The 24,038-nt window shown below is 41.5% G+C and carries 21 protein-coding genes and 1 other RNA gene; 9 read left to right on the top strand and 13 right to left on the bottom strand.

What is annotated here, in order from left to right; all coding sequences use genetic code 11:
- The 6 genes from ACF8CV_RS12100 to ACF8CV_RS12125 all read left to right on the top strand — a co-directional run bounded on the left by ACF8CV_RS12100 (position 1) and on the right by ACF8CV_RS12125 (position 9,105).
- A complete protein-coding gene (locus tag ACF8CV_RS12100) occupies positions 1 to 1,518 on the top strand; it encodes a type I restriction-modification system subunit M (protein WP_276453888.1) in 1,518 nt (505 codons plus the stop codon).
- Positions 1,508 to 2,752 (top strand): restriction endonuclease subunit S, encoded by a 1,245-nt coding sequence (locus ACF8CV_RS12105; RefSeq protein ID WP_276453886.1) that lies wholly within the window; start codon positions 1,508 to 1,510, stop codon positions 2,750 to 2,752. The genes ACF8CV_RS12100 and ACF8CV_RS12105 overlap by 11 nt, the downstream gene beginning before the upstream one ends.
- Before the next feature lie 80 nt (positions 2,753 to 2,832).
- Positions 2,833 to 6,144: an HsdR family type I site-specific deoxyribonuclease gene (locus ACF8CV_RS12110; RefSeq protein WP_276453884.1), complete on the top strand. Its 3,312-nt coding sequence runs from the start codon at positions 2,833 to 2,835 to the stop codon at positions 6,142 to 6,144.
- A 2-nt stretch (positions 6,145 to 6,146) separates the two neighbouring features.
- On the top strand, positions 6,147 to 6,923 hold the full coding sequence (locus tag ACF8CV_RS12115) for a M48 family metallopeptidase (RefSeq protein WP_276432447.1): 777 nt from the start codon (positions 6,147 to 6,149) through the stop codon (positions 6,921 to 6,923).
- A complete protein-coding gene (locus tag ACF8CV_RS12120) occupies positions 6,916 to 7,326 on the top strand; it encodes a hypothetical protein (RefSeq protein WP_276453882.1) in 411 nt (136 codons plus the stop codon). The genes ACF8CV_RS12115 and ACF8CV_RS12120 overlap by 8 nt, the downstream gene beginning before the upstream one ends.
- A gap of 126 nt (positions 7,327 to 7,452) precedes the next feature.
- A complete protein-coding gene (locus ACF8CV_RS12125) occupies positions 7,453 to 9,105 on the top strand; it encodes a 3'-5' exonuclease (protein ID WP_222726251.1) in 1,653 nt (550 codons plus the stop codon).
- A 94-nt stretch (positions 9,106 to 9,199) separates the two neighbouring features.
- On the opposite strand, the gene ACF8CV_RS12130 is transcribed toward ACF8CV_RS12125, so the two are convergent.
- From ACF8CV_RS12130 to ACF8CV_RS12150, 5 genes are all read right to left on the bottom strand, one after another.
- Positions 9,200 to 9,703, bottom strand: a complete 504-nt coding sequence (locus tag ACF8CV_RS12130; protein WP_222726252.1) for a hypothetical protein — start codon at positions 9,701 to 9,703, stop codon at positions 9,200 to 9,202.
- A 318-nt stretch (positions 9,704 to 10,021) separates the two neighbouring features.
- Complete coding sequence (locus ACF8CV_RS12135; protein ID WP_267412443.1) at positions 10,022 to 10,279, bottom strand: helix-turn-helix domain-containing protein; 258 nt, start codon at positions 10,277 to 10,279, stop codon at positions 10,022 to 10,024.
- A 98-nt stretch (positions 10,280 to 10,377) separates the two neighbouring features.
- Positions 10,378 to 11,157: a hypothetical protein gene (locus ACF8CV_RS12140; protein WP_267412442.1), complete on the bottom strand. Its 780-nt coding sequence runs from the start codon at positions 11,155 to 11,157 to the stop codon at positions 10,378 to 10,380.
- A gap of 188 nt (positions 11,158 to 11,345) precedes the next feature.
- Complete coding sequence (locus tag ACF8CV_RS12145; protein WP_267412440.1) at positions 11,346 to 12,851, bottom strand: relaxase/mobilization nuclease domain-containing protein; 1,506 nt, start codon at positions 12,849 to 12,851, stop codon at positions 11,346 to 11,348.
- A gap of 87 nt (positions 12,852 to 12,938) precedes the next feature.
- Positions 12,939 to 13,691, bottom strand: a complete 753-nt coding sequence (locus ACF8CV_RS12150) for a chromosome partitioning protein ParA (RefSeq protein WP_276453878.1) — start codon at positions 13,689 to 13,691, stop codon at positions 12,939 to 12,941.
- Positions 13,692 to 14,319: 628 nt separating this feature from the next.
- On the opposite strand from ACF8CV_RS12150, the gene ACF8CV_RS12155 reads away from it, so the two are divergent.
- Positions 14,320 to 14,823, top strand: a complete 504-nt coding sequence (locus tag ACF8CV_RS12155) for an H-NS family nucleoid-associated regulatory protein (protein ID WP_276453876.1) — start codon at positions 14,320 to 14,322, stop codon at positions 14,821 to 14,823.
- 53 nt (positions 14,824 to 14,876) lie between these two features.
- Here ACF8CV_RS12155 and ACF8CV_RS12160 read toward each other — a convergent pair whose 3' ends face one another.
- From ACF8CV_RS12160 to smpB, 4 genes are all read right to left on the bottom strand, one after another.
- Positions 14,877 to 15,137 (bottom strand): AlpA family transcriptional regulator, encoded by a 261-nt coding sequence (locus ACF8CV_RS12160; protein WP_276453874.1) that lies wholly within the window; start codon positions 15,135 to 15,137, stop codon positions 14,877 to 14,879.
- A gap of 503 nt (positions 15,138 to 15,640) precedes the next feature.
- Positions 15,641 to 16,993, bottom strand: coding sequence for an integrase arm-type DNA-binding domain-containing protein (locus ACF8CV_RS12165; protein WP_276453872.1), 1,353 nt, complete (start codon positions 16,991 to 16,993; stop codon positions 15,641 to 15,643).
- A 230-nt stretch (positions 16,994 to 17,223) separates the two neighbouring features.
- Positions 17,224 to 17,591, bottom strand: a transfer-messenger RNA (tmRNA) gene (gene ssrA / locus ACF8CV_RS12170).
- Between the two features lie 67 nt (positions 17,592 to 17,658).
- A complete protein-coding gene (gene smpB / locus ACF8CV_RS12175; protein ID WP_005455975.1) occupies positions 17,659 to 18,144 on the bottom strand; it encodes an SsrA-binding protein SmpB in 486 nt (161 codons plus the stop codon).
- A 118-nt stretch (positions 18,145 to 18,262) separates the two neighbouring features.
- Between smpB and ACF8CV_RS12180 the strand changes: the two genes are divergently transcribed.
- Entirely contained in the window at positions 18,263 to 18,706 is a 444-nt protein-coding gene (locus ACF8CV_RS12180; protein ID WP_005381641.1) for an SRPBCC family protein, read from the top strand.
- Entirely contained in the window at positions 18,696 to 19,043 is a 348-nt protein-coding gene (locus tag ACF8CV_RS12185) for an RnfH family protein (protein WP_005456005.1), read from the top strand. The genes ACF8CV_RS12180 and ACF8CV_RS12185 overlap by 11 nt, the downstream gene beginning before the upstream one ends.
- Positions 19,044 to 19,143: 100 nt before the next feature.
- On the opposite strand, the gene bamE is transcribed toward ACF8CV_RS12185, so the two are convergent.
- The 4 genes from bamE to nadK form a co-directional block, all read right to left on the bottom strand.
- A complete protein-coding gene (gene bamE / locus ACF8CV_RS12190; protein WP_005455981.1) occupies positions 19,144 to 19,503 on the bottom strand; it encodes an outer membrane protein assembly factor BamE in 360 nt (119 codons plus the stop codon).
- Positions 19,504 to 19,742: 239 nt separating this feature from the next.
- A complete protein-coding gene (gene recN, locus ACF8CV_RS12195; RefSeq protein WP_005456006.1) occupies positions 19,743 to 21,407 on the bottom strand; it encodes a DNA repair protein RecN in 1,665 nt (554 codons plus the stop codon).
- 167 nt (positions 21,408 to 21,574) lie between these two features.
- Positions 21,575 to 22,765, bottom strand: a complete 1,191-nt coding sequence (locus tag ACF8CV_RS12200) for a DUF3103 domain-containing protein (protein WP_005483024.1) — start codon at positions 22,763 to 22,765, stop codon at positions 21,575 to 21,577.
- Between the two features lie 250 nt (positions 22,766 to 23,015).
- Complete coding sequence (gene nadK / locus ACF8CV_RS12205) at positions 23,016 to 23,900, bottom strand: NAD(+) kinase (protein ID WP_005455932.1); 885 nt, start codon at positions 23,898 to 23,900, stop codon at positions 23,016 to 23,018.
- Positions 23,901 to 24,038 lie beyond the last annotated feature (138 nt).

The following is a 24,038-nucleotide window of genomic DNA, read 5'->3' on the forward strand; positions in this document are numbered from 1 at the left end:
ATGCCAAATTCTCCAATCAACCAAGATGAAATCAACAAAGCCGTCTGGTCGGCGTGCGATACGTTCCGTGGCACCGTAGACCCATCTATCTACAAAGACTTCATATTGACCATGCTGTTCTTAAAATACATCTCAGATGTACGCCAAGACAAAGTCGAAGAACTTACTAAACAGTTCGGTGACAACAAAGAGATGGTTGAAGCCATGCTTGCCAGCCAATCATTCAAAATTCCAGCAGGTTCAACATTCTGGGATTTGTACGATGCACGTAATACCGCAGGTAACGGTACGCGTATTGACCAAGCTCTGCACGCGATTGAAGAAGCCAACGGCACCAAGCTTAAAGGCGTGTTCCAAGACATCAGCTTTAACACCGATAAATTGGGTGATGAAAAGCAAAAGAACGACATCCTACGCCACCTTTTGGAAGACTTTGGCAAGCCAACCCTAAACTTACGTCCAAGCCGTGTTGGGTCATTGGATGTAATTGGTAACGCCTACGAATACCTGATCAAACACTTTGCGGCTGGCAGCGGTAAATCGGCAGGTGAATTCTATACTCCGCCAGAGGTATCGGATCTGCTTTCTATCATCCTAGAGCCACAACAAGGTGACAGCATTTGTGACCCAGCGTGTGGTTCAGGCTCACTATTGATGAAATGTGGTAAGCAAGTTCAAAAGAACTTTGGCGGCTCTAAGCAATATGCCCTGTTTGGTCAAGAAGCTATTGGCTCTACATGGTCATTGGCGAAAATGAACATGTTTCTGCATGGTGAAGACAACCACCGCATTGAATGGGGTGACACCATTCGCAACCCTAAGCTGCAAGATGCCAACGGTGGTTTACTACACTTTGATGTCGTAACTGCAAACCCGCCATTCTCGTTAGATAAATGGGGACATGAAGATGCAGAAAGCGATCACTTTGGTCGTTTCCGCCGTGGCGTGCCACCAAAAACTAAAGGTGATTACGCGTTCATCTCGCACATGGTTGAAACCCTAAAACCAGAGACAGGTCGTATGGGTGTGGTTGTGCCTCACGGCGTGCTATTCCGTGCATCTTCTGAAGGTAAAATCCGTCAACAACTGATTGAAGAAAACCTATTGGATGCGGTGATCGGTTTACCTGAAAAATTGTTCTTCGGTACGGGCATTCCAGCGGCGATCTTGATCTTCAAGAAGAAGAAAGACACCAACGATGTGATGTTTATTGATGCTTCGCGTGAGTTTAAATCTGGCAAAAACCAGAACGTACTCACAGCAGAGAACATCGACAAGATCGTCAAGACCTACCGCTGCGGTGACAATGTTGATAAGTACGCGTATGTGGCAACCCTTGATGAGATCCGTGAGAACGACTACAACCTCAACATCCCTCGTTACGTAGATACCTTTGAAGAAGAAGCGGAAATCGATTTGATGGCAGTGCGCAGTGAGCGTTTGGCGCTGCAAACTGAGCTTGCGGATCTAGAAGCAGAAATGGCGGGCTACCTAGAGGAGTTGGGTTATGGTGCCTAATGGTTGGGAAAAGTCTCCTGTAGGGAAGTTATGTAAATCGATCGTTCCAGGACGAAATAAACCAAAGGTCTTTGACGGAGATATTCCATGGGTTACCACTCCAGAAATATCGGGTAAATACATTCCATCAGCAAAACAAAAGAACTATATCTCTCAGTCAGTAGCAAAAGAGTGCGGAGCAAAAATTGTACCCAAAGGTGCTGTGATTATTGCTGCGGTTGGTGAACTTGGACTAACAGCAATTGCAAAAGAAGAAATCATTCTAAACCAGCAATTGCATGCGTTTGTTTGCCCTCCTAATGTCAATAATGAGTATCTAGCTTACTTTTTAAGTGCGCAGAAACCATACATGGATACTGTTGCGTCAAAAACAACCATTCCATATATGAATAAAAGTAACTGTGAAAGTATTCCAGTATTGCTCCCTCCACTCCCAGAGCAACACAAAATCGCCCAAATCCTTTCTACATGGGATAAAGCAATTACAACCACTGAAAAGTTGATTGATGTCAGCAAGCAGCAGAAAAAAGCCTTAATGCAGCAGTTGTTGACGGGTAAAAAGCGCTTGATTGATCCTGAAACGGGTAAAACGTTTGAGGGGGAATGGAGTGAATTTAAATTAAGCGATATAGCCAATTATACTAAAGGTTACACATACAAATCCCATGAATACTCTGAAGAGCCAACGGAATATGGCTTTTTGACCTTAAAAAGTATTTTGCGTGGCGGTGGATATAGTAAAAAGGGAATAAAATACCTTAATGAAAAAGTTGACAATAAGTTTTCGGTAAAAGAGGGAGATGTTGTATTCGCTGTAACAGATCTGACCAGAAATGCAGAGGTTGTTGGCGCTCCGATAATTGTTCCTAATCTGCCATATGAAAATATTTTTATCTCAATGGATTTAATGCAGTTAGAGGTTTCATCATCTTTTAATAAGATCTTTCTTTTTTATCTATTAAAGCTAAGAGAAAATCGCAACTTTATGAGGGCACGAGCTAGTGGCTCAACTGTCTTGCACTTAGATATTAAAGGTTCAAAAAAAATGCCACTTAAGCTTCCAAGTAGTATTGAAGAACAACAAAAAATTGCCTCAGTGCTCACCACTGCCGATAAAGAAATCGAGTTGCTAGAAGCCAAGCTTGCGCACTTCAAGCAAGAGAAAAAGGCGTTGATGCAGCAGTTGTTGACAGGCAAACGTCGTGTGAAGGTAGCGGAAACCGAAGCCGCTTAACAAGCGCATCTTTTGACTACCGATACAGGGCTTGTTTAGCAAGCCCTGATTAACAATAAGAACAATGTCATAGGCTAAGTATGGAAACATTATCTCCTAGTGAACCTAAGCATCACGCACCGAATTTCAAAGAAGAACAAAGCGCAAAAATCCCTGCACTAACTTTGCTTACTAACCTTGGTTATCAATTCATTCCGCCAAGTGAATGCATGGCAATGCGTGGCAACAAAACCACGGTGATTCTCCCGCAGGTTTTGCGCAAGGTTCTGAGCTTTAAAACCTATTCATTCATGGGTGAAGATCGCCATTTATCGCAAGCTGCGATTGATAAAATCGTTCAAGAGCTTGCCAATCCTGCCATGAATGAAGGGCTTAAAGCGGCCAATGAAAAGCTCTATAACGCGTTAACCTACGGTATTAGCGTCACTGAATTTGTTGAGGGCAAAAAAGCCAACCCAACCATTCAAATCATTGATTGGGGTACGCCTGAAAACAACCAATTTCATTTCACTGAAGAGATGGAAGTCGATAACGCCCGTGGTACAGGTAAACGCATTCCTGATGTGGTCTGTTTCGTTAATGGCTTGCCGTGGGTCGTGATCGAGGCAAAACGCCCTGATAGCAGCATCAATGGCAAACCCACCATTACCGAAGGTATCTCGCAAAACATCCGCAACCAAAAAGTGGATGAAATTCCTCATCTGTTTGCTTACAGCCAACTGTTGCTATCCATCAATGGGCATGATGGTTTATACGGTACGTGCGGCACACCTGAGAAATTCTGGGCGAAATGGAAAGAAGAAGACATCACCGAAAGCACCTTTGAACGCCTCAAGAACATGCCACTGAATAACGCAGAGCTGAATGCAATTTTCAGCCATCGCACATCAGCAATCAAAGACGAATATCTATCACTGATCGCAGGTGGTGATTTGGTGGTGACCGATCAAGATCGCTTGTTAGTATCCTTGCTGCGCCATGACCGCCTACTAGAGCTAACCCGTTTATTCACATTGTTTGACAAAAAAGCAGGCAAGATTGTTGCGCGTTATCAGCAAGTGTTTGGCATTAAAGCCTTAGTGGAACGCATCACCTCTTTTGATGACAAAGGCGCACGTAATGGCGGTGTGATCTGGCATACCACAGGTTCAGGCAAATCATTCACAATGGTGTTTTTGTCAAAAGCACTGATTTGGTTAAAAGAGTTAGCGAAATGCCGCGTTGTGGTTGTGACTGACCGTGTGGATTTAGAAGATCAGCTTGCTCGCACTTTTGCCTCTGGCGGCGCACTGTCAGATAAAGACAAAAAGGATGCGATGGCAACCACTGGCAAACGCCTTGCTGAACAAATAGGTAAAGGCAATGAACGTATCATCTTCTCGATCATCAACAAGTTTGGTACAGCGATTAACCTACCTGAATGCTACAACGATAGCCCAGACATTATCGTATTAGTGGATGAGGGACACCGTAGCCAAAACGGTGAAAACAACATCCGAATGCAGCAAGCCTTGCCAAAAGCGGCTTATATCGGTTTCACAGGTACGCCTCTGCTACAAGACGATAAAACCGAGAACAAGTTCGGTAAAATCATTCACTCTTACACCATGCAGCAAGCCGTAGAAGATGGCACCGTTACGCCCCTGTTGTACGAAGAACGCAAGCCTGATCTGAGCACCAACGATAAAGCCATTGATGCATGGTTTGACCGTATTACCGATACCCTATCGGAAAAGCAACGCGCTGACTTAAAGCGTAAGTTCGCGCAAAAAGGTCAGATCTATCAAACTGAAGGGCGTTTAGAGTTAATCGCGCACGACATTTCCGATCACTTCCAGAACTTCAAGCAGCAAGGTTTGAAGGGACAACTTGCTTGCGACTCTAAAGCCTCTGCAATCCGCTATAAGAAGCTGCTCGATCAAATCGGTAAAGTCACTTCAGTGGTTGCGATGTCACCACCCGATACCCGCGAGGGACACGATAACGTCGATAATGAAAGTACCGATTTAGTGCAAAATTGGTGGAAGGAGAACGTTGCTCAGAAAGGCTGGAGCGATGAAAAAGCCTACACCAAGCACATCATTGCAGAATTTGAAAAGGATGAAGGTCCCGACATTATGATCGTGGTCGATAAGCTGTTAACGGGCTTTGATGAGCCTAAAAACACGGTGCTCTATATCGACAAACCGTTAAAGCAGCACAACCTTATTCAAGCCATTGCGCGGGTTAACCGCCTGCACAGCAAAAAGCAGTTCGGTTATTTGATTGATTATCGTGGCATCCTCAAAGAGCTGGATATCACCATTGAAAAGTACCAAGACTTGGCTGAACGCACCCAAGGCGGCTTTGATATCGATGATCTCAAAGGCTTGTATAACCGCATGGATACCGAGTACAAGAAGTTGCCAGGTTTGTATGATGACCTATGGGCAATTTTTTCTGGTGTGAAGAACAAGCAAGATGGACAAGCACTTCGTCAGGCTTTGGCACCTAAAATTGAAAATATTGACGGTCAACTGACTGATACCAACTTGAAGTTGCGTAATGATTTTTATGATGCGCTGACAGCGTTTGCTAACTGCTTAAAAGTCGCATTGCAATCGGCTACGTATTTTGAAGATAAGAGTTTCGACAATAAGCGAGACCTTTACAAGATCACGCTGAAATCCATGAGTCAACTGCGCCAACAAGTACGCGCAGATGCAGAAGAAACCGTGGACTACGACGAGTATTCGGAAAATATTCGCGCCATGTTAGACAAGCACATAGCGGGTGTGTCGATTGAAGAGCCAGAAGGCGCTTATCTGGTTGGCAACATGGGGAAAGATGCTAAACCAGAGCAAATGACTGATGATGAGGCTAAAAACAAAAAGGATGTCATCACAGGTCGTGTAACCAAGATGATTGAGCAAGATTTGGCGGATGATCCGTATGCCCAAGAGTATTTCTCAAACTTGTTAAAGCAAGCTATCGAGAAAACCAAGGAGATGTTTGATAGCCCCGTTAAACAGTATCTTCTATTTGCGGATTTCGAGCAGCAGGTCAGAGACCGTGATGTAGCAGGATTACCAACGGATCGCTTTGCAGAGCTTGACCCTAAAATCAAACGCCATGTTCAAGCCTACTTTGGACTGTTCTTAAAAGTATTAGGAGAGCCGTTGCCTCTAACGGAAGACCAATGTTTTCAGTATGCGTTAGACATTGATGGCATTGTGCGTAAAGCGGTTGCTGAGTTTTCAATTAACCCATCGGAGATTGAAAACCAGATCCGTTTAGGGCTATTGCCACTGCTGTTCGCTGATGTGGGTATCGATAAAGCGCAAGCTATTATTACAGATGTCATTCAAATCACCCGTCTTGGCCTGTCTGGTAATAATAAGTCAGGTCACTAAGCATGACTTCTGTTAACCATCAAGAAGGCAATACCGAGGAATACAGCTTCATCTATGGTGATGAAGCTGTTACCTATGAGGTGATCCGCAAGGTATTTGCTGAAGGCAAGAAAAAGAAAATCACCATCCGAGTGCATCCAGATTGCCGAGTGGTTGTCACTGCGCCTCAAGATGCTGAGAAATCCGCAATTCATGAAGCGGTTATGCAACGTGCTCAATGGGTTTGGAATTCTATGCGTGAGTTTCGTAGTCATTTAGAATATGTGCAAACCAAACACTACGTGAGTGGCGAGATGCAATTCTATTTAGGCCGCCGCTATGTATTGAAAGTGGTTGAAGACCGAGATGCGATTTCTAACGTGAAAATGGAGCGAGGTAAGCTGTTGGTCACGCTTAACCGCTTTAATGAAGATAAGCCAAAGCTCGTAAAAGCACTTGTGTCTGGTTGGTATGGTGCTCGTGCAGAGCGCGTATTTCATGAACGCTTAGCAGAACTTCTTCCGCAGGCAACGTGGGTAGAAGGCATTCCTTCATTTCGAATCATGCCAATGCAAAAACAATGGGGTAGCTGCTCAGTCAAAGGTACGTTGATGCTTAACCCTCACCTGATCAAAGCTCCTAAAGAGTGCATTGATTACGTGATATTGCATGAACTTTGCCACATCGCAGAATACAACCACAGCGAGCGTTTTTGGCGCTTATTAACGAGCGTGATGCAGAACTGGAAAGAAGTGAAAAGCAAGCTAGATGGTATGGCGGAGTTATATTTGAATGAGTGATGATTTTGATTTTGAACTAGCGGAACTGCTGCGAAAGCAAGTGCCTAATGATGAATCGATACACAGTACATTGCTTAGAACATTATTAGCGTATGATCCTAATATCAAGCCTATAGGTGTAATTGGTATCTCAGGTCTGTGGATGGATGCTCCTTTTGTTCAGAAGCAGTATCAGTTCCTTTTCTATCGCTATCCTGACCATGTGTTATTAGAAACTATAGATACGAGTTTGTCTGTGAATGGTAATCATAACTGCCTTTTTGATAACCCTGCCTATTACAATTATCGAGTTGAGTCTACTTTTTTTAATCTCAAATCAGTGCCACTTAATTTCGCAAAGCATGCCGATCATAGCAAACACACCTTTGCCCCGAAACCGTTTAGAGTAGATGCTCTTCGCTAAACCTGTATGAGCTGATTGACCAACATTTTCTAATGTAGGATGCTGACAGACAGTTCAGCCACTTCAAAAAATAAAAAATGCTCAATAAGAGTAAAGTGGTCTACCCAACATAGTTTAAGGATGAGTATGAATGGCAATGAAGAGATCATTATTTTTTGGGCAATTATAGGACTTCCTATCTGTCTATGGGCATTAATCAAGATGCCTAACGCTAGCAAATGTGGTTCGTGTGGCCTACCTTTGAATATGCATCGTCAAAAAACGTATCACTCTGTTATAGAAAACAAAAATGTTGAGCTATGTAAGACGTGTTATAAAAATCGTATCCCATTTATTCCTAGAAAAACTAAATCGCAGCCAATTAATCCAGTCAGTACCAGTGGTGAAACCAGTTCAATAAGTGAAGCGGTAAAGCCTCTTACCAGAAGTAGCATGTCGCAACAAGCTAACCCTGTCAGTGTTTTTGGCGAAAGCATTTCAATTAGTGAAGTAGTTGAAGAGGTAAAGCCTCTTACCAGAAGTAGTGTGCCGCAACAAGCTAACCCAGTCGGTGCTCTTGGTGAAATAATTTCAATTGATGAAGTACTTGAAGCAATGAAGGCAAATAACTGTTTTTGGTTGGATACCGAAACTACGGGTCTCTCTAGTAGTGATGAAATTATTGAGTTATCAATATGCACGCATGATAAACGAGTTGTATTTAACTCAGTACTTAGATCAAAAGTTACCTGTAGTGCGCAAGCTAGAGCCGTTCATGGCATAACTGATGAGCAGATTGCTAATGGAATGCCAATAGAATCAGCGAAAGCGGCCTTAATTGAGTTGTTAGAAGGAAAAACAATAATATCCTTTAATGTAGACTTTGACTGCCAAATGCTGTTCCAAACCTTCGGGATAACAGTTAAAAAAAGATTTTGTGTAATGAAATGGAGTCAATCTGTTCTTGATTATGAAAGATGGCCTAGACTGGAAAAGGTTTGCGAACGGCTTAATATCAAACAGCCAGAAGCACACCGATCTCTTGCTGATACCATTACTACAATTGATGTATTTAACAAATTGGTTGATCTTACAAGTAACCACAAATCCCTTCTACGGGACTTCGCCTTAATTGACCTCAACGCTATAGATCAACTGGGAGATGGAGAAACCCTATTTCTATCACCTAACTCAAATATATTTGCTTTTGATCTTCTCATCGATCGATATGGTAATGAGATCATTGGTATACGCTCAAAAGCTTTAAAGAGGATGTTAAAAAGAGAAGGGGCAAGGGTTTTTGTAAAAAATGGTCGTAAGGGCAAGACATTAAAAGTTCAATACATCGATAAACCTGATATGCAACTACCAATATCAATAGAGGAATTGAGTCATAGACTGGCTGCGTTGAAACTAAGAAAAACAAATCCAAATAAATATTTGAGTTTGAAAGCCACGGTTACTCAATCAAGTATAAATAAAACTACAAATGAAATTATTGATGGCACGTACTATATCCCTTCAATTGCTATTAACGCAAAGATATATGAAAGTTTAGAGAACTTACCAATCTTCCATAACAGCGATAGAGAGACTATTGCTTTTACAATCAAGACTCCGAAAAATACCTTGAAAATGTTATTTGCTCTAGGGTTACAAGGGTATTCATCCATTATTAAGGTAATTGAGCGTGAGAACCAAGTAACCATTACCGCTTACCATCTTCTGGATGCACAAAAAATAACCACCCTTAATACTTGGAGTCTTGATGGAGAGAAGGCATGGTCAGGTGATTACTAACCAACAAGGGTACATCACTGCAAGTCAAAACGAATCTGCTCTGCACTAGTAGTTCTGGACGCAAGCTAAGCTTATCTGGACGTAACTTCTCTTCTTATAGCAAACCAATAAGACCAGATACACTCGCACCCAGTAGACTTGCTACAGTGTTATTTTCTAGCAAGGATCTTAGTTTACTCTTTGCCTCTTCATCGTTACTCGCAGCAACTTTCTCAACCAACTGCTGTACATTAATTGTAACGTTAATCGTATTATCATTACCAACTTGCATTTGCTCTGCTGAGATAGAACCAAAATTATAAGTGATACTTTGAACCATCTTTTCAGCCTCCTGAATGCTTAAGTTTTGATGCTTTATTTGATAATGGGCTGCAATACCATGAAATGCTTCATGGAAACCAGGATCGATAACTTTGTAATTTGAAACGCTTCCGTTACTTGCTCGTCTCCGAAGTAAATCACCTGATTCAATCAAAATGTCAGAACGTTCAATGAAAGTCATTTTCTCTTGAACACTCGCCTTAATACCCTCAACCGTTTTTGAACCATCGGCTTTAATTAAATCGACGGTATCATTCATCATGTCAGCAAAAGACATACACACCTCTTAAGATACTAAACCACTATGCAAATTAACACGTAACAACATGAAGATAAACAAGCTATTAGTCAATACGTTAAGCCTAAACTAACATCAATGCGCACATAAACTAATCCAACCTTTTTGCTAGTGCGATGAGTAAAATCGCACTAGCTCTTCTCAACAACTTTGCAATACCTGTGATTATTCATAGTTTTCTAAATTAGCAAAGGCACTGGCAATGTTTTGTCCAGTTGTGAGCTACAATTTAAGCAGCACTCGATTTCGTTAAGCATGCCGACTTCGGTGTATTCCCATGCGTGGGAATGACTTGACTCACCATTTCTCTCGGTCATCATCATACGACTTCGGGTAGATACTTTCGCTTTTCTGAACAATATGCATTTCGAGATTTAGCGAAGATAAGATGCGAAACAATGTCTGAATACTGGTAGTTTCTGGATTAAGTTCAAACTTAGATACGGTGTCCTGCTTAAGTCCAACTGGATCAGCAACTTTAGTCTGAGACAGATTCTTGTGTTTTCTTTCGTCACGCAGATGTATGGCTAACTGCCTAGGCGATGTTATCAACATAACAATTCCTCGTATTTACCCTCTAACGAGGGTAACCATGGTTTTACCCTTAATCAAGGGTAAAAAATGAAAAACAGCCCCCTTGGGGCTGTTTGATTCTAGTTTGTGCTTTCCTTTACTTTCGCTAAGTATGCGATTAGCTTTTGAGCATCTTTGCCTACTTTTTTTGATGTTTGCTTGTGATTGAAAGGCGTTAAAGTACTAGCGTGGGGTTCAAATCTTTTTAAGTTTGATGCATGAGAGATTGATGCAATACTTTTTCTTTTCGCTCTTATAGCTTGTAAGTTATTACTATCGTCAAGACTGAACACATGGTCATTGAACATAACAGCAGTGAACTTCGCTGCATTTAGTCTTAAAGTCATTCTGTAAAGCGCTTGATGTAGCTCTTGCGCTTCTTGGGCATTAATCTCATCTTCACTCTCTAGCTCGTCAAACATATCTACTGCTTCATGCAGTTTCGCAGCTATTGCACAAAGAGAGTGTTTCTCTTCATTGATAACAACACTTTGCTTTTCATGCAGTTCTTCTTTTCTGTACTTCTTGTATAGTGCATTAGCTGGTCTGAAGTGAGACATGATTTCTTCAAAGTTGTGCTCAGTGATTTCGTACTTTCCAGATTTAGCTTCTTCAGTACCGTACTTTGCAATTAAGTCTTTTATTGATCGTGGACATGTGGGAGCGGTAATCGGTAGCTTTATTAATGTTACATGCGTTGCGTTGCCGCTCGAATTTGTTAGCTCTGGATCTCTAACAATGATGTAAAGCATCTTGCCACTTTTGTTTTTCTGAAAGCGGGGGAGGGGAGATTTTTTCTGTTTCGCAGGAACTGTAACGTTATCAGTTAATTCATTATTTATTTTTTTAAAAATACTCATATTATTATCTTTTTATTATTATATTTATTATTGTTATATTTTAATCGTATCATTTAAATTTATAATATCAATCATAATGTAAGTATTTATATTAAGCATTTTTGTTTGGTTTGGTAACCTTAAATAATAAACTATTTGTTATTTATATTTTTAAAATAAAAAGAGAGCTTCAGCCCTCTTTTTTTAAATTAATATGTATTTTCAGCGATATCTTTTGATTTCTTTCTGATATTGCGTCTTCTGTTCTGCTTTTTGTTGTCAGCAAAGACACCTTCGTTTCCATATGTTTTTTCTATATTTTCAATAGCTTGGTTAATTGCTGGCTCTTGGTCTTCGTGTTTCGCAACTGGGGTGATTTTTAATTCCCAGTGATTTTTCTTGTCCATTTCGAAGAGAATTAGCAGTAGGTGATAGAAGAATTTACTAAGCGTTTTAGATGCAGAGTAAATGCCCTTTTCTTGTTCGTAAATTGTGTGAACGAAAGCTTTGTCGCGTTTGTTGATGCGCTTGCCGTGATACAACCAAAAATCGATAGCATCCTCTACCTCTCTTTGATGCTGCTTTTTGCATGAGATAATGAAGCAGTTAAACATGTGCTTATCCCATTCTTCTGCTTGTTTTTTGACTTTAGTAGCATGTGCCTCAGCATCTCTTCTCGTTGCTAAAAATCTTCGTTCTGCGTCTTCTTTTTGCGATTCAAACATTTCTCTAATGTCGAAATTTTCAACTTGTGAATTGTCGTAACTACTTATCATGTTTGCATCACTTGTTAGAACACCTGATTTTATCAATCCGCCAAGCGTGAACTTATTCCCGCTTCTGAGTTTTGATGCGGGTATGATGAAGTCATTGTATTTGTAAACAAGACCAACGAATTTTTCGTTGTTTCTGTCTTCTTTAAGTATTACTTCGACGCCATTCCTTAGTAGTGCTATTTGATAAAGAGCTAAGCTTGCTTTAGTTGTGTGCTCATCGCTTACATCTAGTTTCTTGAGCATGTTTGCTCTGGATTGCACGAGCATCGGTAGCTCCTTAATGCTTGATTCAACTAAGCGTCTCATCATCAACTTAACTGAGTGAGAGTACTTGTCAGAAGTGACGGCTTCGCCTTTGGCTAATATCTCTGATGAGTTTTCTAGTTGTCGTAACCCAAACTCTTTTTCTTGTTCGCGCATGATTTCTTGTGCAGTTTCAACAGACATCCAATTTGATATCACTTTGTTTGTTTCCAAATCTTGCGTTGATGCTGTTATGTGTACGTGCTGAGAATCAGTATCTTCGTGTCTAAATGCGATGTAGCGTGCGTTTTTGTAACCCAAGCGGTTCATAGTCTTTCTAACTGTTTTACGCCATTGCTTGTCTGTGAGGTACTCTCCTTCGTCTATAGAGATGACAAAGTGGCGAAAAGGGTGTTTGACGTGGGGATTATGTTTGTAGCTGCTTTGTAGTTCAGTGATAGCATCGTGCCAGTCCGCACCTGTAGCTAGCTCACCCATCTCAACAGGGATAGAGTCTATTTCGTTGGCACAGATAAAGAAGGAATGTCCCTCAGATGCAGGAGCATGTTTTGTTTTACCCGCGCCATATTTCACCAAGTTATCTGCGTCTTTTTGTTTAGCGCCATACTCGACAAGATTCTGAGCGTCCTTGGCGGTTTGTTGACTTCTTGTGCATTCTAATTCTGTAAATATCATTTTATTGTCTCTTTATTATTATCGTTAGTGAGAAAGGATAGGAAAGGTAGATAAAACCTCCTTAAAAATAAGGAGGGAATTTAGGCTTTATAATTCAGCTTCTTCTAGTATCTTTTGTTTGCATATCTCATCTAATTGACGCGAAGATAAGTATTTAAAAGCTAGTATTTTAGCTGTTGCTGATGAGTGAGAATCTATTGCTAGCTTGCGTATAATATCAACGATCTTCTCAAGTTCTTTAATGCATTTACTCAGTTCAGCTATCTCAGCGCTGTCAGCATCTTCAATGTTCTCTGCAAGCACTTGAAGTGCTTTTGATAGCTCTTTGGTTTCTTTAAAGTACTGTAAATACGCTTCGTCATTGTTCGGTCGCGGCTCGATTTGGTTTGAGATAATATCTCTCAGAAAAGCAGAATCAGATCGGTAGTTGTAACTATTTCTGCACGCTGTGAAGTGTTTTTTTGTTTCTTTAGTTACATGTGTTTTTATTGCTACATTGCATAAGTCTTTAGTTTCTTTACGCTCTTCTTTGAAGCCGTTTTCTACTGCATCCAGGATGTGACGCGAGTCATCAACAGCATTTTCATCAAAGTTACCTGCATTATTTTTAACGTAAATACTTTTTACTATGAAGTTGCAAAAATGCGCATGAGAACTAAATGTAATTTTTGATGTGTTTGAAAATTGCGGAAGTAAAGACGGTACAATAAATTGTAATTCTTCTAAGCTGTAATCTGTCTGCTCGATAAGCGCTCTTAGTTTGTCTTTATTTTCTCTTTTTGTGTTAACTACTACTTCTCTTATTATTTTATTTAAGTCTTCTTTTTCTGAAATCTTCATTTTATTATTTATCTTTTTATTATTATTTTATTTTTATTATCTATAGAGCAACAGCGTGCGACTTAGCGATAACTGCGAAGCATGTTAGCGCAACCGACTAAAGGGAGGCTAAAGCTACGAACGACCTATTTGGTACAAATAGGGAAGAGCAGTATCCGCTTGTTACCTTCTATATATTTATATTATAAACTTATTAATGTTATAATGTCCATTGAAATATTATTATAAAATATATTATTTTAATCAAAAATGGTCTTCGTGCATCGTGTTTTGTTCGCACTGCATGTAAGCAGTAAAAGTGCGATGCACGAAAAGTCATTCTTCGTGCATGCACATTTTCTACTTAAATATGCAATTTCAATGCATGTATACCGTTTATTTTAAGAAAGAAACTAATGTGGTGTGGATTTGTTTTTATAAAATAAATGAATGGGGTGCGTTTTCTTTTTATTTCTAAATAAATTGAGGTTGGGTTATTTATATTCTTAAAATAGAATGTGCTCACCACGCGCAGGTTTTGTAAATAATTTACATGGTGATTGCTGATTATTTTTAAATGAGTACTTTATTTACTCTTTGATTTGCTTTAAATTATACATAATGAAGTTCAAAAGTAGACACCAAAACAATGAGTAAAGAGCTAACAAACGAGCAATTGCAAGCGCTTCTACAGTCACCAGATCTAGCTGAAAAGCTGGCTTCACTTGGAGGCGATGCTGTTCAAGCATTCACCAAAGCAGCGACAGAAGCTGTCCAGGTGCAGAAAGAGAAGCAAGAGGCTGAGCGCAAGCAAAAGATCGAAGACTTGATTGATAGCATTGAGCGCGATTTAGAAGAAGAGTCTATCTCGAAAGAAGAGTTTGCATTAGCAATTGCTGCTCGCTTTAAAGTTAGTGTTGTAGCTCGTACTAGAAGCGCAAGGACTAGCAGTAACAAAGAGAGAAAGAACGCACCGACACGTCCTCAGTATCGCATTGTTTTAGATGGTGAGCCTCATGTCTGGTCGGGCAAAGGACGCTCTCCTGAAGCGTTCAAAGCTGCGAAAGAGAGCGGCGAGCTAGATAACTACAGAATGAGCGAAGAAGAAGTTGAAGCGTACATGCTAGCTCATCCCGAAAAGTACGGTTTATAATCACCATACAAAAAAGCCAGCGCGATGAGCTGGCTTTTTTAATGTCTTGCATCTTACATATACATCTCTAGAATCGGCTTAAACGTATCTTCTCGTTTCTTTAAGATTTTTTGTACTGTCTCTTTCTCATCTTTCTCAAGAATTTTACTAGCTAAGTAAAACTCAAGCTCTGATTTGATGAATACAATAGTGTTACCACCCATGCGAATCTGCGGTGGAAATTCGCCTTTCTTAATCTTATCGTAAATCGCAGTTTTCTTTAGTGTAACAAGTTCAATTACTTCTTTTAGCGACATAAATTGTAGTTCGTTCATTCTTTACTAAGCCTTTTCAAACAAACAAAAGCATTCGTTTTAAATAATTAGTTAGTGAATCAGTTGTACTGAGTGCTGATACGCTGTCTGCACTTCTAGTTACGATAGACTCTTTGTTGTTATATTATTTTAAAGTTATTTTGCTTATTATTTGTTTGCAACTTTCTAAAAAAGTAGTTACTACACTTTTTAATGCTTTTGCTTCGCAGTTGTGCGAGTGGATAAAGGTATGATCGATATGGTGGTTTGTAAAGTGTTTTTTAAGGTTTTTGTATTAATAATTTTAATCTGATTAACTTAATGAAGTGGCTATGTATAATTAAAATTATTTTATTGCACTCGTTATGTATAATAAAAGGCGTGGTTTTTTAAGTGCGCCATGTATAATAAAGCGCAGGGCTGTTAAGTGTGTTATGCATAATAAAATGCAGGATTGTTTTAAAGAGGGTGGTGATGGAAGGGGGAGATTCAGCCCTCTCATGCGCAGAGGGCTGTGGTGTAGATTAATTGAAGCGAGCGGCGATTGAGTGATAGTTAGCTGTTTGTTCGACGATATAATCGCCCCAAAATGTAAGTACTTCTCTGCGCTTCTTGAGGTACTTAGCGTTGTTATACTTATCCATGATTGCTGTTCCGACCATGTGAGCAAGACAAGCTTCAATTACATCAGAGTTAAAGTGAATATCATCTTCTGTGTACTCTGCTGCGTCATTCAAAAGCGTACTACCGAGCGACCTAAAACCGTGCGACACTAATTCATTGTGAAATCCTGCTCTCTTGATTGCTGTATTGACTGTTTGAGTGCAAATGTATGGAGTTTTAGAGCGTGAATCCGCAGGGAATATATACTCATCATTTCCGCTGATGGGTCTCATATATTCAATAATGCCGCGACTGTATTTTGTTAAAGGAATATAGTGATCGCGTCCATTTTTTGTTCTGTATCCTGGTATAATGATGCAGTCTTTCTTTTCATCGATCTCATCCCAGCGCAACATTGCAGTCTCGGCAGCACGTCCGAGCGAGTGCATCTGCATTTCCATTGCAGCTCGCGTTGTATTTGTCATATTGTAATCACCCATCGTGAGCATGAAATGATCAAGCTTGTCTGGCTCGATTGTCGGTTGTCGCTTCTCTTCTTTTTTCACGAAAGTACGACTCATACGTGCAAGTTTGTTTGATTCAATTAAGTTCGAATCTACCGCGTGATACATGATTGAGTTGATATTCTGACAAATCTTGCTCATGTCGATACCTTTTGCTGAGCTGGGCTTTAACTTTTCCTTAGCGATATACGTTGTTAAATTAGCAATCGGAATATCGCCAAGCGCTGGCAGAATGTGAAGATTAATGCGACCAAGAATATCTTTTTTGTAACGCATGCGATCAAGCAGAGACGCTATCTCTTGTTCAGATGCTTTCTCTTTACCAAGTTTTCTTGCGCGTTCGTTAGCGCTGTTGATTTTCTTTTGAGCTTTTTTTTCATGTTCTGGAATGACTATTTCATCAACCCACAGTTGAGCCGCATCTCTGAAGAGGATCTTTGTTGTGTCTATCGCATTGACCCCGCCCGTGCGCTCGTACTCTTTAGGGTCGATGTTTTTAGCTAGTAGTTCATGATACTCAAGAGACTTTTTGCGAGCTTCTTTAAGTGAGATGGCGGGATAGTCGCCCATGCTTAATTTAATGCGTTTTTTGGAGGCGGGATGGTGATAGTTAAATTGCCAAGATTTTTTCACTCCATTTTTTCCATCGCGCAAGCGCAGATAAAGGTTATCACCATCGCTGATGAGCTGTTCCTTCTTGCCATGAGGAAGAGATGCTTTGCTATAAGTTTTGTCAGAGTTTCTAGCCATCGATTAGATCCTTTTAGTGCTCCCCAAAATGCTTGGGGACGCCAACTGTTCCCAAGTAATATAAGATGGCTTTTTGGGGAACGCAATGGGGAACAAAAGCGTGCGGATTGCACCGATTTCAACCGAACGCTTCCGAACGATTTGGATTTCTAAAAGTGTGATGAGCGCCCGTTCCATAAGGGTTTGGGCGAAAAAAAAAGCGCTCTTCCGAGCGCTTCTGTTTTGATGTTTGGTGGAGCTGGCGGGAGTTGAACCCGCGTCCGAAAACCTTTCATCATTGGTACTACATGCTTAGTCGATCTTTAAATTCACCATCCACCTGCGAACCGACACGCTAATGAATGACTATCCTGAATTATAATTCGCCGTTCATCTCTCAGGCGGGAGAATCCGGGCTAGCGCGTTTGGGTTTGATCTCTCGTTATTCCCCGTCTTACGTGCGGAAGCTAGGGCGAGAGAGCTCTGAGCAGGGTATTAAGCTGCTAGTGCGTAGTTTTCGTCGTTTGCGACTATTTTTTTGCGGTTTGTTAACGAGGCCTACCGCACCTCGGCATGCACCTCAGACTTCTGAATTCCCGTCGAATCCTAAATCAGCCCCAAGGTATGATTCGCATAGTAACAGAAAAGACTTAGCTGTCCAGCACTATGCGTTTAAGTGGTCAAGATTAACGCAGTGCGCTCTTCATTACGCGTGCTTTTTCTCTTGCCCAGTCTTTTTCTTTAAGATCTGTACGTTTATCGTGAAGCTTTTTACCTTTTGCTACACCTATTTTTATCTTCACCCAAGAGCGAGACCAGTACAGAGAGAGTGCCGTAAGTGTCATACCTTCACGGTTAATGCGACCGAGTAGGTTGTCAAGTTCACGACGACTCATAAGTAGTTTGCGCACACGAGTAGGGTTCGCCACTACGTGTGTCGATGCCTGATTTAAAGGAGTGATTGTCATGCCACTCACAAAGGCTTCACCGTCACGCATGAATACGTAACTTTCAGAAATATTGGCTTTACCTTGGCGAAGGGCTTTCACTTCCCAACCTTGGAGCTCCAAGCCAGCTTCGATTTCATCTTCAATGAAATACTCGTGGCGAGCTTTTTTGTTCAGCGCGATAGTGTTACTACCCGCTTTTTGTTTTGATTTTTTCTTTGCCATAATGGCGTCATTATACGGGTTGGATATCGGATAGGAAATCCTTTTATTTGCGCAATCGTGGAATAAAAGTAAAATTGTCGCGAGCTTTAAATCTGTACATGTATCGATAGGAGTATGTATGAAGCAAGTCAGCCGTTCTGCGTTGGTGTCTTTTAGTGCAGAACAGATGTTTAATCTGGTCAATGATGTTGCTAAATACCCTGAATTTTTGCCTGGTTGTTCGGGCTCTCGAATTATTGAGTCTTCGGGTAACGGCATGGTCGCTTCTGTCGATGTTGCGAAAGCGGGCATCAGTAAAACGTTCACTACGTCCAATGAGCTTATTCCTGGCCAAGCTATTATGATGAACTTGGTTGATGGTCCGTTTAAAACGCTCCGAGGTGGTTGGATTTTTACTGCGTTGGATGAGCAGGCATGTAAGGTTGAACTTAAGCTTGAGTTTGAGTTTTCGAGCAAAATGATTGAAATGGCGTTCGGCAAGATTTTTAACGAGCTAACTAGCAATATGGTTAATGCATTTACCAAACGCGCGAAACAGGTGTACGAGTGTTATGAGTATTGAGTCAGACATGATTCACGTTGAGGTCGTGTATGCATTGCCTCATGAGCAACGCGTGTTTAACTTAGTTGTGAATAACCACGCGACGGTTGAAGAGATCATTCGTCAGTCGGGTGTCTTGGAATTGTATCCAGAAATTGATTTAGCGAAAAACAAAGTAGGTGTGTTTAGTCGTAATGTAAAACTAGACGCGACCGTACGTGATAAAGACCGCATTGAAATCTATCGCCCTTTATTGGCAGATCCAAAAGAGATTCGTCGTAAGCGAGCAGAGCAAGCAAAAGCGGCTGGGAATGCCGATCCAGTGACTGGTGGCAAGCCAAATGCTCTGCGCAAGTAAGCAGAGTAAGCAATATTTTAGATGATAAAAAACCTCCCAAGTGGGAGGTTTTTTTGCATAAAGGTTTTATGATGCCAATCGATGTAATGACAGGATTGGTTTATTGGATCTGTTCGTAAAACGCGTCACTTTTCGGGAAGTCACCGCTGATATCGGCCAGCGTTCCTTGGTCATTAAAGTTTACGACAAGATCTTTCTGTACTGGGTCACCGTGGCCTGGCGTGTGATGGTAGATATAATACCAAGTGTTAGGATAGCCATTTTCGATAAGCATTGGCGATCCAAGTACGAAGCGAACCTGTGCTTTAGTCATCCCAAACTTTAATTTATCAACCGCACTTTGTTCTACATAGTTGCCTTGGTTGATATCAATACGATAAACCAGTTTTTCCAATACCGAACATCCTGTCAGCAATGTCATTGCTAATGGTACGGCAACTAACCACTTCTTTAATTGCATAATAATTTCTTAGTAACCTTTAAAATACTGCGCTGATAATAAACAAGCTCGACGCAGATGTAAAAAGCTATGCGTCGCATGGTAGGGAATCTGACAACGAATTTTGAGTTGAGTTGCATTTATTAGCAGATATTAAGGGGTGATAGGGGGCCTAATGGCGTTTTCGTTAGCCGAGTCACTGAAGCGATTAATACGAAAAGAGTCATCAACTGGATTGCCGATGACTCTGTGTCATAGGGTTAGGCGGCGATAAGGAGTTCTTTCGCGTTAGCTAATGTTGAATCAGTGATTTGGCTACCACCGAGTAAACGAGCCAGTTCTGCCACACGTTGTTCTTCATCTAGTGCGCGCATTTGTGTTTCCGTTTGACCACCTTTGGTGTGTTTTGCGACAAACATTTGTTGGTGGCCACAACCGGCTACTTGCGGTAAGTGTGTGACACACATGACTTGAGTCGATTCTCCAAGCTTGCGTAGCATTTTGCCTACTACCGCAGCTGTTGGGCCACTAATACCCACGTCCACCTCATCGAAGATCAAACTTGGCGTATCTACTTTTTGAGCAGTGATCACTTGGATCGCTAGCGAGATTCGGGATAACTCACCACCTGACGCAACTTTCGCAATTGGTTGTAAAGGTTGACCCGGGTTAGTGGAAACCAAGAAGCACACACTGTCCATACCCAGTGGCGACGGATGTGTGTTTTCGTTGTTTACTTCAATGCTGAAGACGGCTTTTTCCATGCTCAGTTCGTGCATGCTTTGCGTGATCAGCTTGTTCAGTTCTTTTGCGTAACGGCTGCGTGATTTATGCAGCTTTTCCGCTTGAGTCAGGAAGCTTTGGTATTTCTGTTCCACTTCTTGAGCCAATTCATCCAGACGTTCATCAGAGCAATCCAATGCTTCGATTTGTGCTAGAAGGTCTTGGTGATGTTGGTATAACTCATCAGGCATAACATGATGCTTACGAGCCATCGACATCACTTTAGAAAAACGCTCTTCGACATAAGCCATACGACCTGGATCAACATCGATGCCATCCAAGTAGCTACGAAGTTCGTTTTTGGTTTCTTCTAGCTGGATCATCGCGTCAGCCAGCATATTTGGTAGCTCGGCTAATTTTTCATCTAATTCCGCTAATTGAATTAGGGAGTGATTGGCCGATTGCAAAATACCAAGCGCATTGACTTCTTCACCTTCGTAAATAAGTTCGAGGGCTTGCTGACAGGTAGCGGCGAGTTCACCGCTATTGGACAGTCGTTTGTGCTCTTGCTCGAGTTCTGCGAATTCTTCTTCACCTAGCGATAGCTCATTCAGTTCTTTGATTTGGTATTCAAGCAACTGTTTTTGCGCCTGATTCTGCTGGCTGTTTTCCTTGAGTTGCTTGAGGTTATTGTCTGCCTGACGCCAATGTTGGTACGCACTGCGTGTACTCTTTAATAGATTTAAGTGTCCGGCATATTGATCCAACATCGCCATTTGGTATTCGCTTTTCATCAGTTGGTGATGCGCGTGTTGTCCATGGATGTTGATTAACAGCTGCCCAAGAGATTTTAATTGTGAAAGTGGTACTGGGCTGCCGTTGATGAAGGCTCTTGAACGGCCTTCTTTAGTTATGATGCGACGCAAGATACATTCAGTGCCATCCAGCAGATCGTTATCTTCTAGCCAACGCGTTGCATGTAGGTTGTTGTCCAGTAAAAAGGCGGCACTGACTTCTGTTTTCTCTTCACCTTGACGCACCATACCTGCATCGGCACGTCCGCCTAGGCACAGACCTAACGCATCAATCGCAATAGATTTACCAGCGCCTGTTTCACCTGTAATGGTGGTCATGCCCTTAGAAAGCTCGAGTTGTAAAGACTTAACAATCGCAAAATTATTAACACTTAGATGAGCCAGCATTTTTATTTACCTGTATAACTGAACAATACTGTATATGAGAACAGTATATACTGTTTCTTTATACAGTAAAGATGAGCGGGAATATTTTTATCTAACAGGTTATTTTTTGTGATGAGGTGGGAAAAATGAGTCGAAGTCTCGACAACGACTCATTGAAATTGAAAGGGTTATGGTCGAGTAGGATTGATCGTCAGTGGCTCTAGTGTCACGACAGCATTAACACTTGCTCCTGGGTGATCGACATACGACGTGTCTTGCATCAACGTGTAGAAAACGTCAACAAAGTCATCATCGTTGGTAAGCACACCATCTGGAATTGCATCGATGATCTTGTTTGTGATTTGTGGGATGACTGCGTATGCCTGAACTTGCGGATCTGGGATGGCTTTCAGAACTTCTTCAGCGACTTGCACCAATAGTTTAGCCAGCTGTTTGTAGTCTGTGCCGTCATCTTGCTCCATCAGAACAATATCTGCAGCGCCCCAGCGGTAGCGAGACCAGTGAATGATGATTTGATTTGGGTAGTAATCTTGGTTGTCGTAATCCAAGTAAGGAAGTTCTACCAGATCAATTGTCGGCTCGTCGCGGCTTGGATTGACACCTGTCACGATAGCGTAAACCTCTGCTTTGCCAGAGATCCACGGTTCTTTGTCATCCGCTAAGCGAATTTTCTTCAGTTGAGTTGTTTGAATCGGAGCGACATCGCTTGTCGCTGCGCTTTGTAGCGTTGGAGAAGATTGTTTTTGACTCTCTGAATAATAAGGCTGAATTAGAGCTGGCTGACCCAGCTTTTTCATTTCTGCCTGCATCGCCTGTAAGCCTGCTTTGAGCTCTGCAGAGCTGTTGTTATCGACAACTAGAACGGGAACGTCAGGAAGCTGATACACATCAAGTTGATGAATTTGCCCGTAAACGTCAAACGCTTCGATGTATTGCCAGCTTTCATCATCACCGCTTGGTTCAAAGGCAAAGAGTGGTGCAACGTCGCCATTGAGCCATGCTCCTAGCATTTTTTCGTTGGCTAAGCGCACTTCTAGCAATTGATCTGAGAATTCAGTAATGCCTTTCCAGCTACGAATTTGAGCGTCGGCTTCAACGAGTTGTTGGCTAAATTCTGCAGTAGGGTTTTGCTCAATGAAAGAGGAGACAGGAACATTGGTTTGTTGAGCAGTAATATCTCTTCTCAACATAGGCTCAATTGCCGTATAGTTTTCGCTCAGTTGTTGAGCAAGTTCCCGTTTGGTTTGTGTAATGTCGTCCGCACGCGCATTAGATACGTTTGTCACTTTAGTATCTTCAGATTGGCAGCCAATCAGTGCTAATGTACTGAGAACAGACAGAATGATAGTTTTTTTCATAGTATGTCCTTTATTGATTTTATGAAATAGAGTTAATACTCTATTCATAGTGAGAATATCACCCGACATACTCCATTCAATTTGCTTTTCTGGAATAAGTTAAACTTTGCACACAGGATCAAAGTTTATAAATTTCGTTTTAACGGCAGGATATATTGCGTCGCCTTATTAGTAAGTCTTTACGTGTTATCCCAAAAAAGAAAAAAGCCAGCAGCAATCAGCAACTGGCTTAAATTCGTGTTCATGAAAGCTAGAATAACTTACTAGACCAACCGAGTTTGTTCCGTAATACGTGATAGTAGCTGTAGTCTTTTGGATGGATGAGTTTGAGCACATTTGGGCTTTGATAAATGTGGATCTCATCGCCGGGAGAAACTGGCAGCGATACTTGTCCATCACAACTTACTTCTTGTGTACCGCGATTTTCTGGTGACACAATCAGTTTGATTCTACGTTTGCCATCAACCACCAACGGTCGGCTAGATAAGGTATGAGGGAACATAGGCACCAGTGAAATGGCATTCAGGCTTGGTGACAGAATAGGGCCACCACCAGAAAGTGAGTATGCTGTCGAGCCTGTTGGTGTGGAGACAATCAACCCATCGGCGCGTAAAGAGAAGGCAAAGCTTTCATCAATGTACACCTCAAACTCAATCATATGTGCGATTTGCCCAGGATGGAGTACGGCTTCGTTTAAAGCGGCGTTATGACTTTTTATTTGACCATGACGATGCACTTCTGCCTCAAGTAAGAAACGCTCTTCTTCAATGTACTCTCCTGCAAGTACGGCTTTGAGTGCCGCTTGGAAATCGTCTGGGTTTAAATCAGTTAAAAAGCCTAGATTGCCACGGTTTACGCCAATCACAGGCACGTCAAAACGCGATAAAATTCTCGCTGCGCCCAGCATGTTGCCATCACCACCGACAACTATCGCAAGATCTGCGTTTTTGCCCAACTCAACTAAGCTGGCGAAGTGGTTTTGCGGGATCTCGTCCAAAATCGCTGCAAGGCGATCGTCAATAAACACTTTGTAACCTTCTGAGGTCAGCCATTCGTAAAGCTCTTTATGAGTCTGAATCGCTTGTTGATCTCTTGGTTTTCCGATAATCGCGATCACGTTACATGGATTTTTCATAGCATTTCCGCATTAAAGAGGCTTGAATCAGGAATCTTCATCCCCATAATAATGGCAAGTTACCTAAATATGCGAATTTTTATGTGGTTAAAGCCCGCAAAACGAGCATGGCTTTAAGGGCATTACGTTGAATTCTGG

The sequence above is a fragment of the Vibrio sp. zbq_1 genome (genome assembly GCF_043102935.1).
Classification (GTDB): domain Bacteria; phylum Pseudomonadota; class Gammaproteobacteria; order Enterobacterales; family Vibrionaceae; genus Vibrio; species Vibrio parahaemolyticus.

Excerpts from the sequence above, each read along its gene's own strand:
- ACF8CV_RS12110 (WP_276453884.1), top strand. The coding sequence starts at position 2,833 with ATGGAAACATTATCTCCTAGTGAACCTAAGCATCACGCACCGAATTTC.
- ACF8CV_RS12160 (WP_276453874.1), bottom strand. The coding sequence starts at position 15,137 with ATGAACGAACTACAATTTATGTCGCTAAAAGAAGTAATTGAACTTGTT.
- ACF8CV_RS12125 (WP_222726251.1), top strand. The coding sequence starts at position 7,453 with ATGAATGGCAATGAAGAGATCATTATTTTTTGGGCAATTATAGGACTT.
- bamE (WP_005455981.1), bottom strand. The coding sequence starts at position 19,503 with ATGCAATTAAAGAAGTGGTTAGTTGCCGTACCATTAGCAATGACATTG.
- ACF8CV_RS12105 (WP_276453886.1), top strand. The coding sequence starts at position 1,508 with ATGGTGCCTAATGGTTGGGAAAAGTCTCCTGTAGGGAAGTTATGTAAA.
- ACF8CV_RS12115 (WP_276432447.1), top strand. The coding sequence starts at position 6,147 with ATGACTTCTGTTAACCATCAAGAAGGCAATACCGAGGAATACAGCTTC.
- ACF8CV_RS12185 (WP_005456005.1), top strand. The coding sequence starts at position 18,696 with ATGAGTATTGAGTCAGACATGATTCACGTTGAGGTCGTGTATGCATTG.
- recN (WP_005456006.1), bottom strand. The coding sequence starts at position 21,407 with ATGCTGGCTCATCTAAGTGTTAATAATTTTGCGATTGTTAAGTCTTTA.
- nadK (WP_005455932.1), bottom strand. The coding sequence starts at position 23,900 with ATGAAAAATCCATGTAACGTGATCGCGATTATCGGAAAACCAAGAGAT.
- ACF8CV_RS12130 (WP_222726252.1), bottom strand. The coding sequence starts at position 9,703 with ATGTCTTTTGCTGACATGATGAATGATACCGTCGATTTAATTAAAGCC.
- ACF8CV_RS12100 (WP_276453888.1), top strand. The coding sequence starts at position 1 with ATGCCAAATTCTCCAATCAACCAAGATGAAATCAACAAAGCCGTCTGG.
- ACF8CV_RS12150 (WP_276453878.1), bottom strand. The coding sequence starts at position 13,691 with ATGAAGATTTCAGAAAAAGAAGACTTAAATAAAATAATAAGAGAAGTA.
- ACF8CV_RS12165 (WP_276453872.1), bottom strand. The coding sequence starts at position 16,993 with ATGGCTAGAAACTCTGACAAAACTTATAGCAAAGCATCTCTTCCTCAT.
- ACF8CV_RS12180 (WP_005381641.1), top strand. The coding sequence starts at position 18,263 with ATGAAGCAAGTCAGCCGTTCTGCGTTGGTGTCTTTTAGTGCAGAACAG.
- smpB (WP_005455975.1), bottom strand. The coding sequence starts at position 18,144 with ATGGCAAAGAAAAAATCAAAACAAAAAGCGGGTAGTAACACTATCGCG.
- ACF8CV_RS12120 (WP_276453882.1), top strand. The coding sequence starts at position 6,916 with ATGAGTGATGATTTTGATTTTGAACTAGCGGAACTGCTGCGAAAGCAA.
- ACF8CV_RS12200 (WP_005483024.1), bottom strand. The coding sequence starts at position 22,765 with ATGAAAAAAACTATCATTCTGTCTGTTCTCAGTACATTAGCACTGATT.
- ACF8CV_RS12155 (WP_276453876.1), top strand. The coding sequence starts at position 14,320 with ATGAGTAAAGAGCTAACAAACGAGCAATTGCAAGCGCTTCTACAGTCA.
- ACF8CV_RS12135 (WP_267412443.1), bottom strand. The coding sequence starts at position 10,279 with ATGTTGATAACATCGCCTAGGCAGTTAGCCATACATCTGCGTGACGAA.
- ACF8CV_RS12140 (WP_267412442.1), bottom strand. The coding sequence starts at position 11,157 with ATGAGTATTTTTAAAAAAATAAATAATGAATTAACTGATAACGTTACA.
- ACF8CV_RS12145 (WP_267412440.1), bottom strand. The coding sequence starts at position 12,851 with ATGATATTTACAGAATTAGAATGCACAAGAAGTCAACAAACCGCCAAG.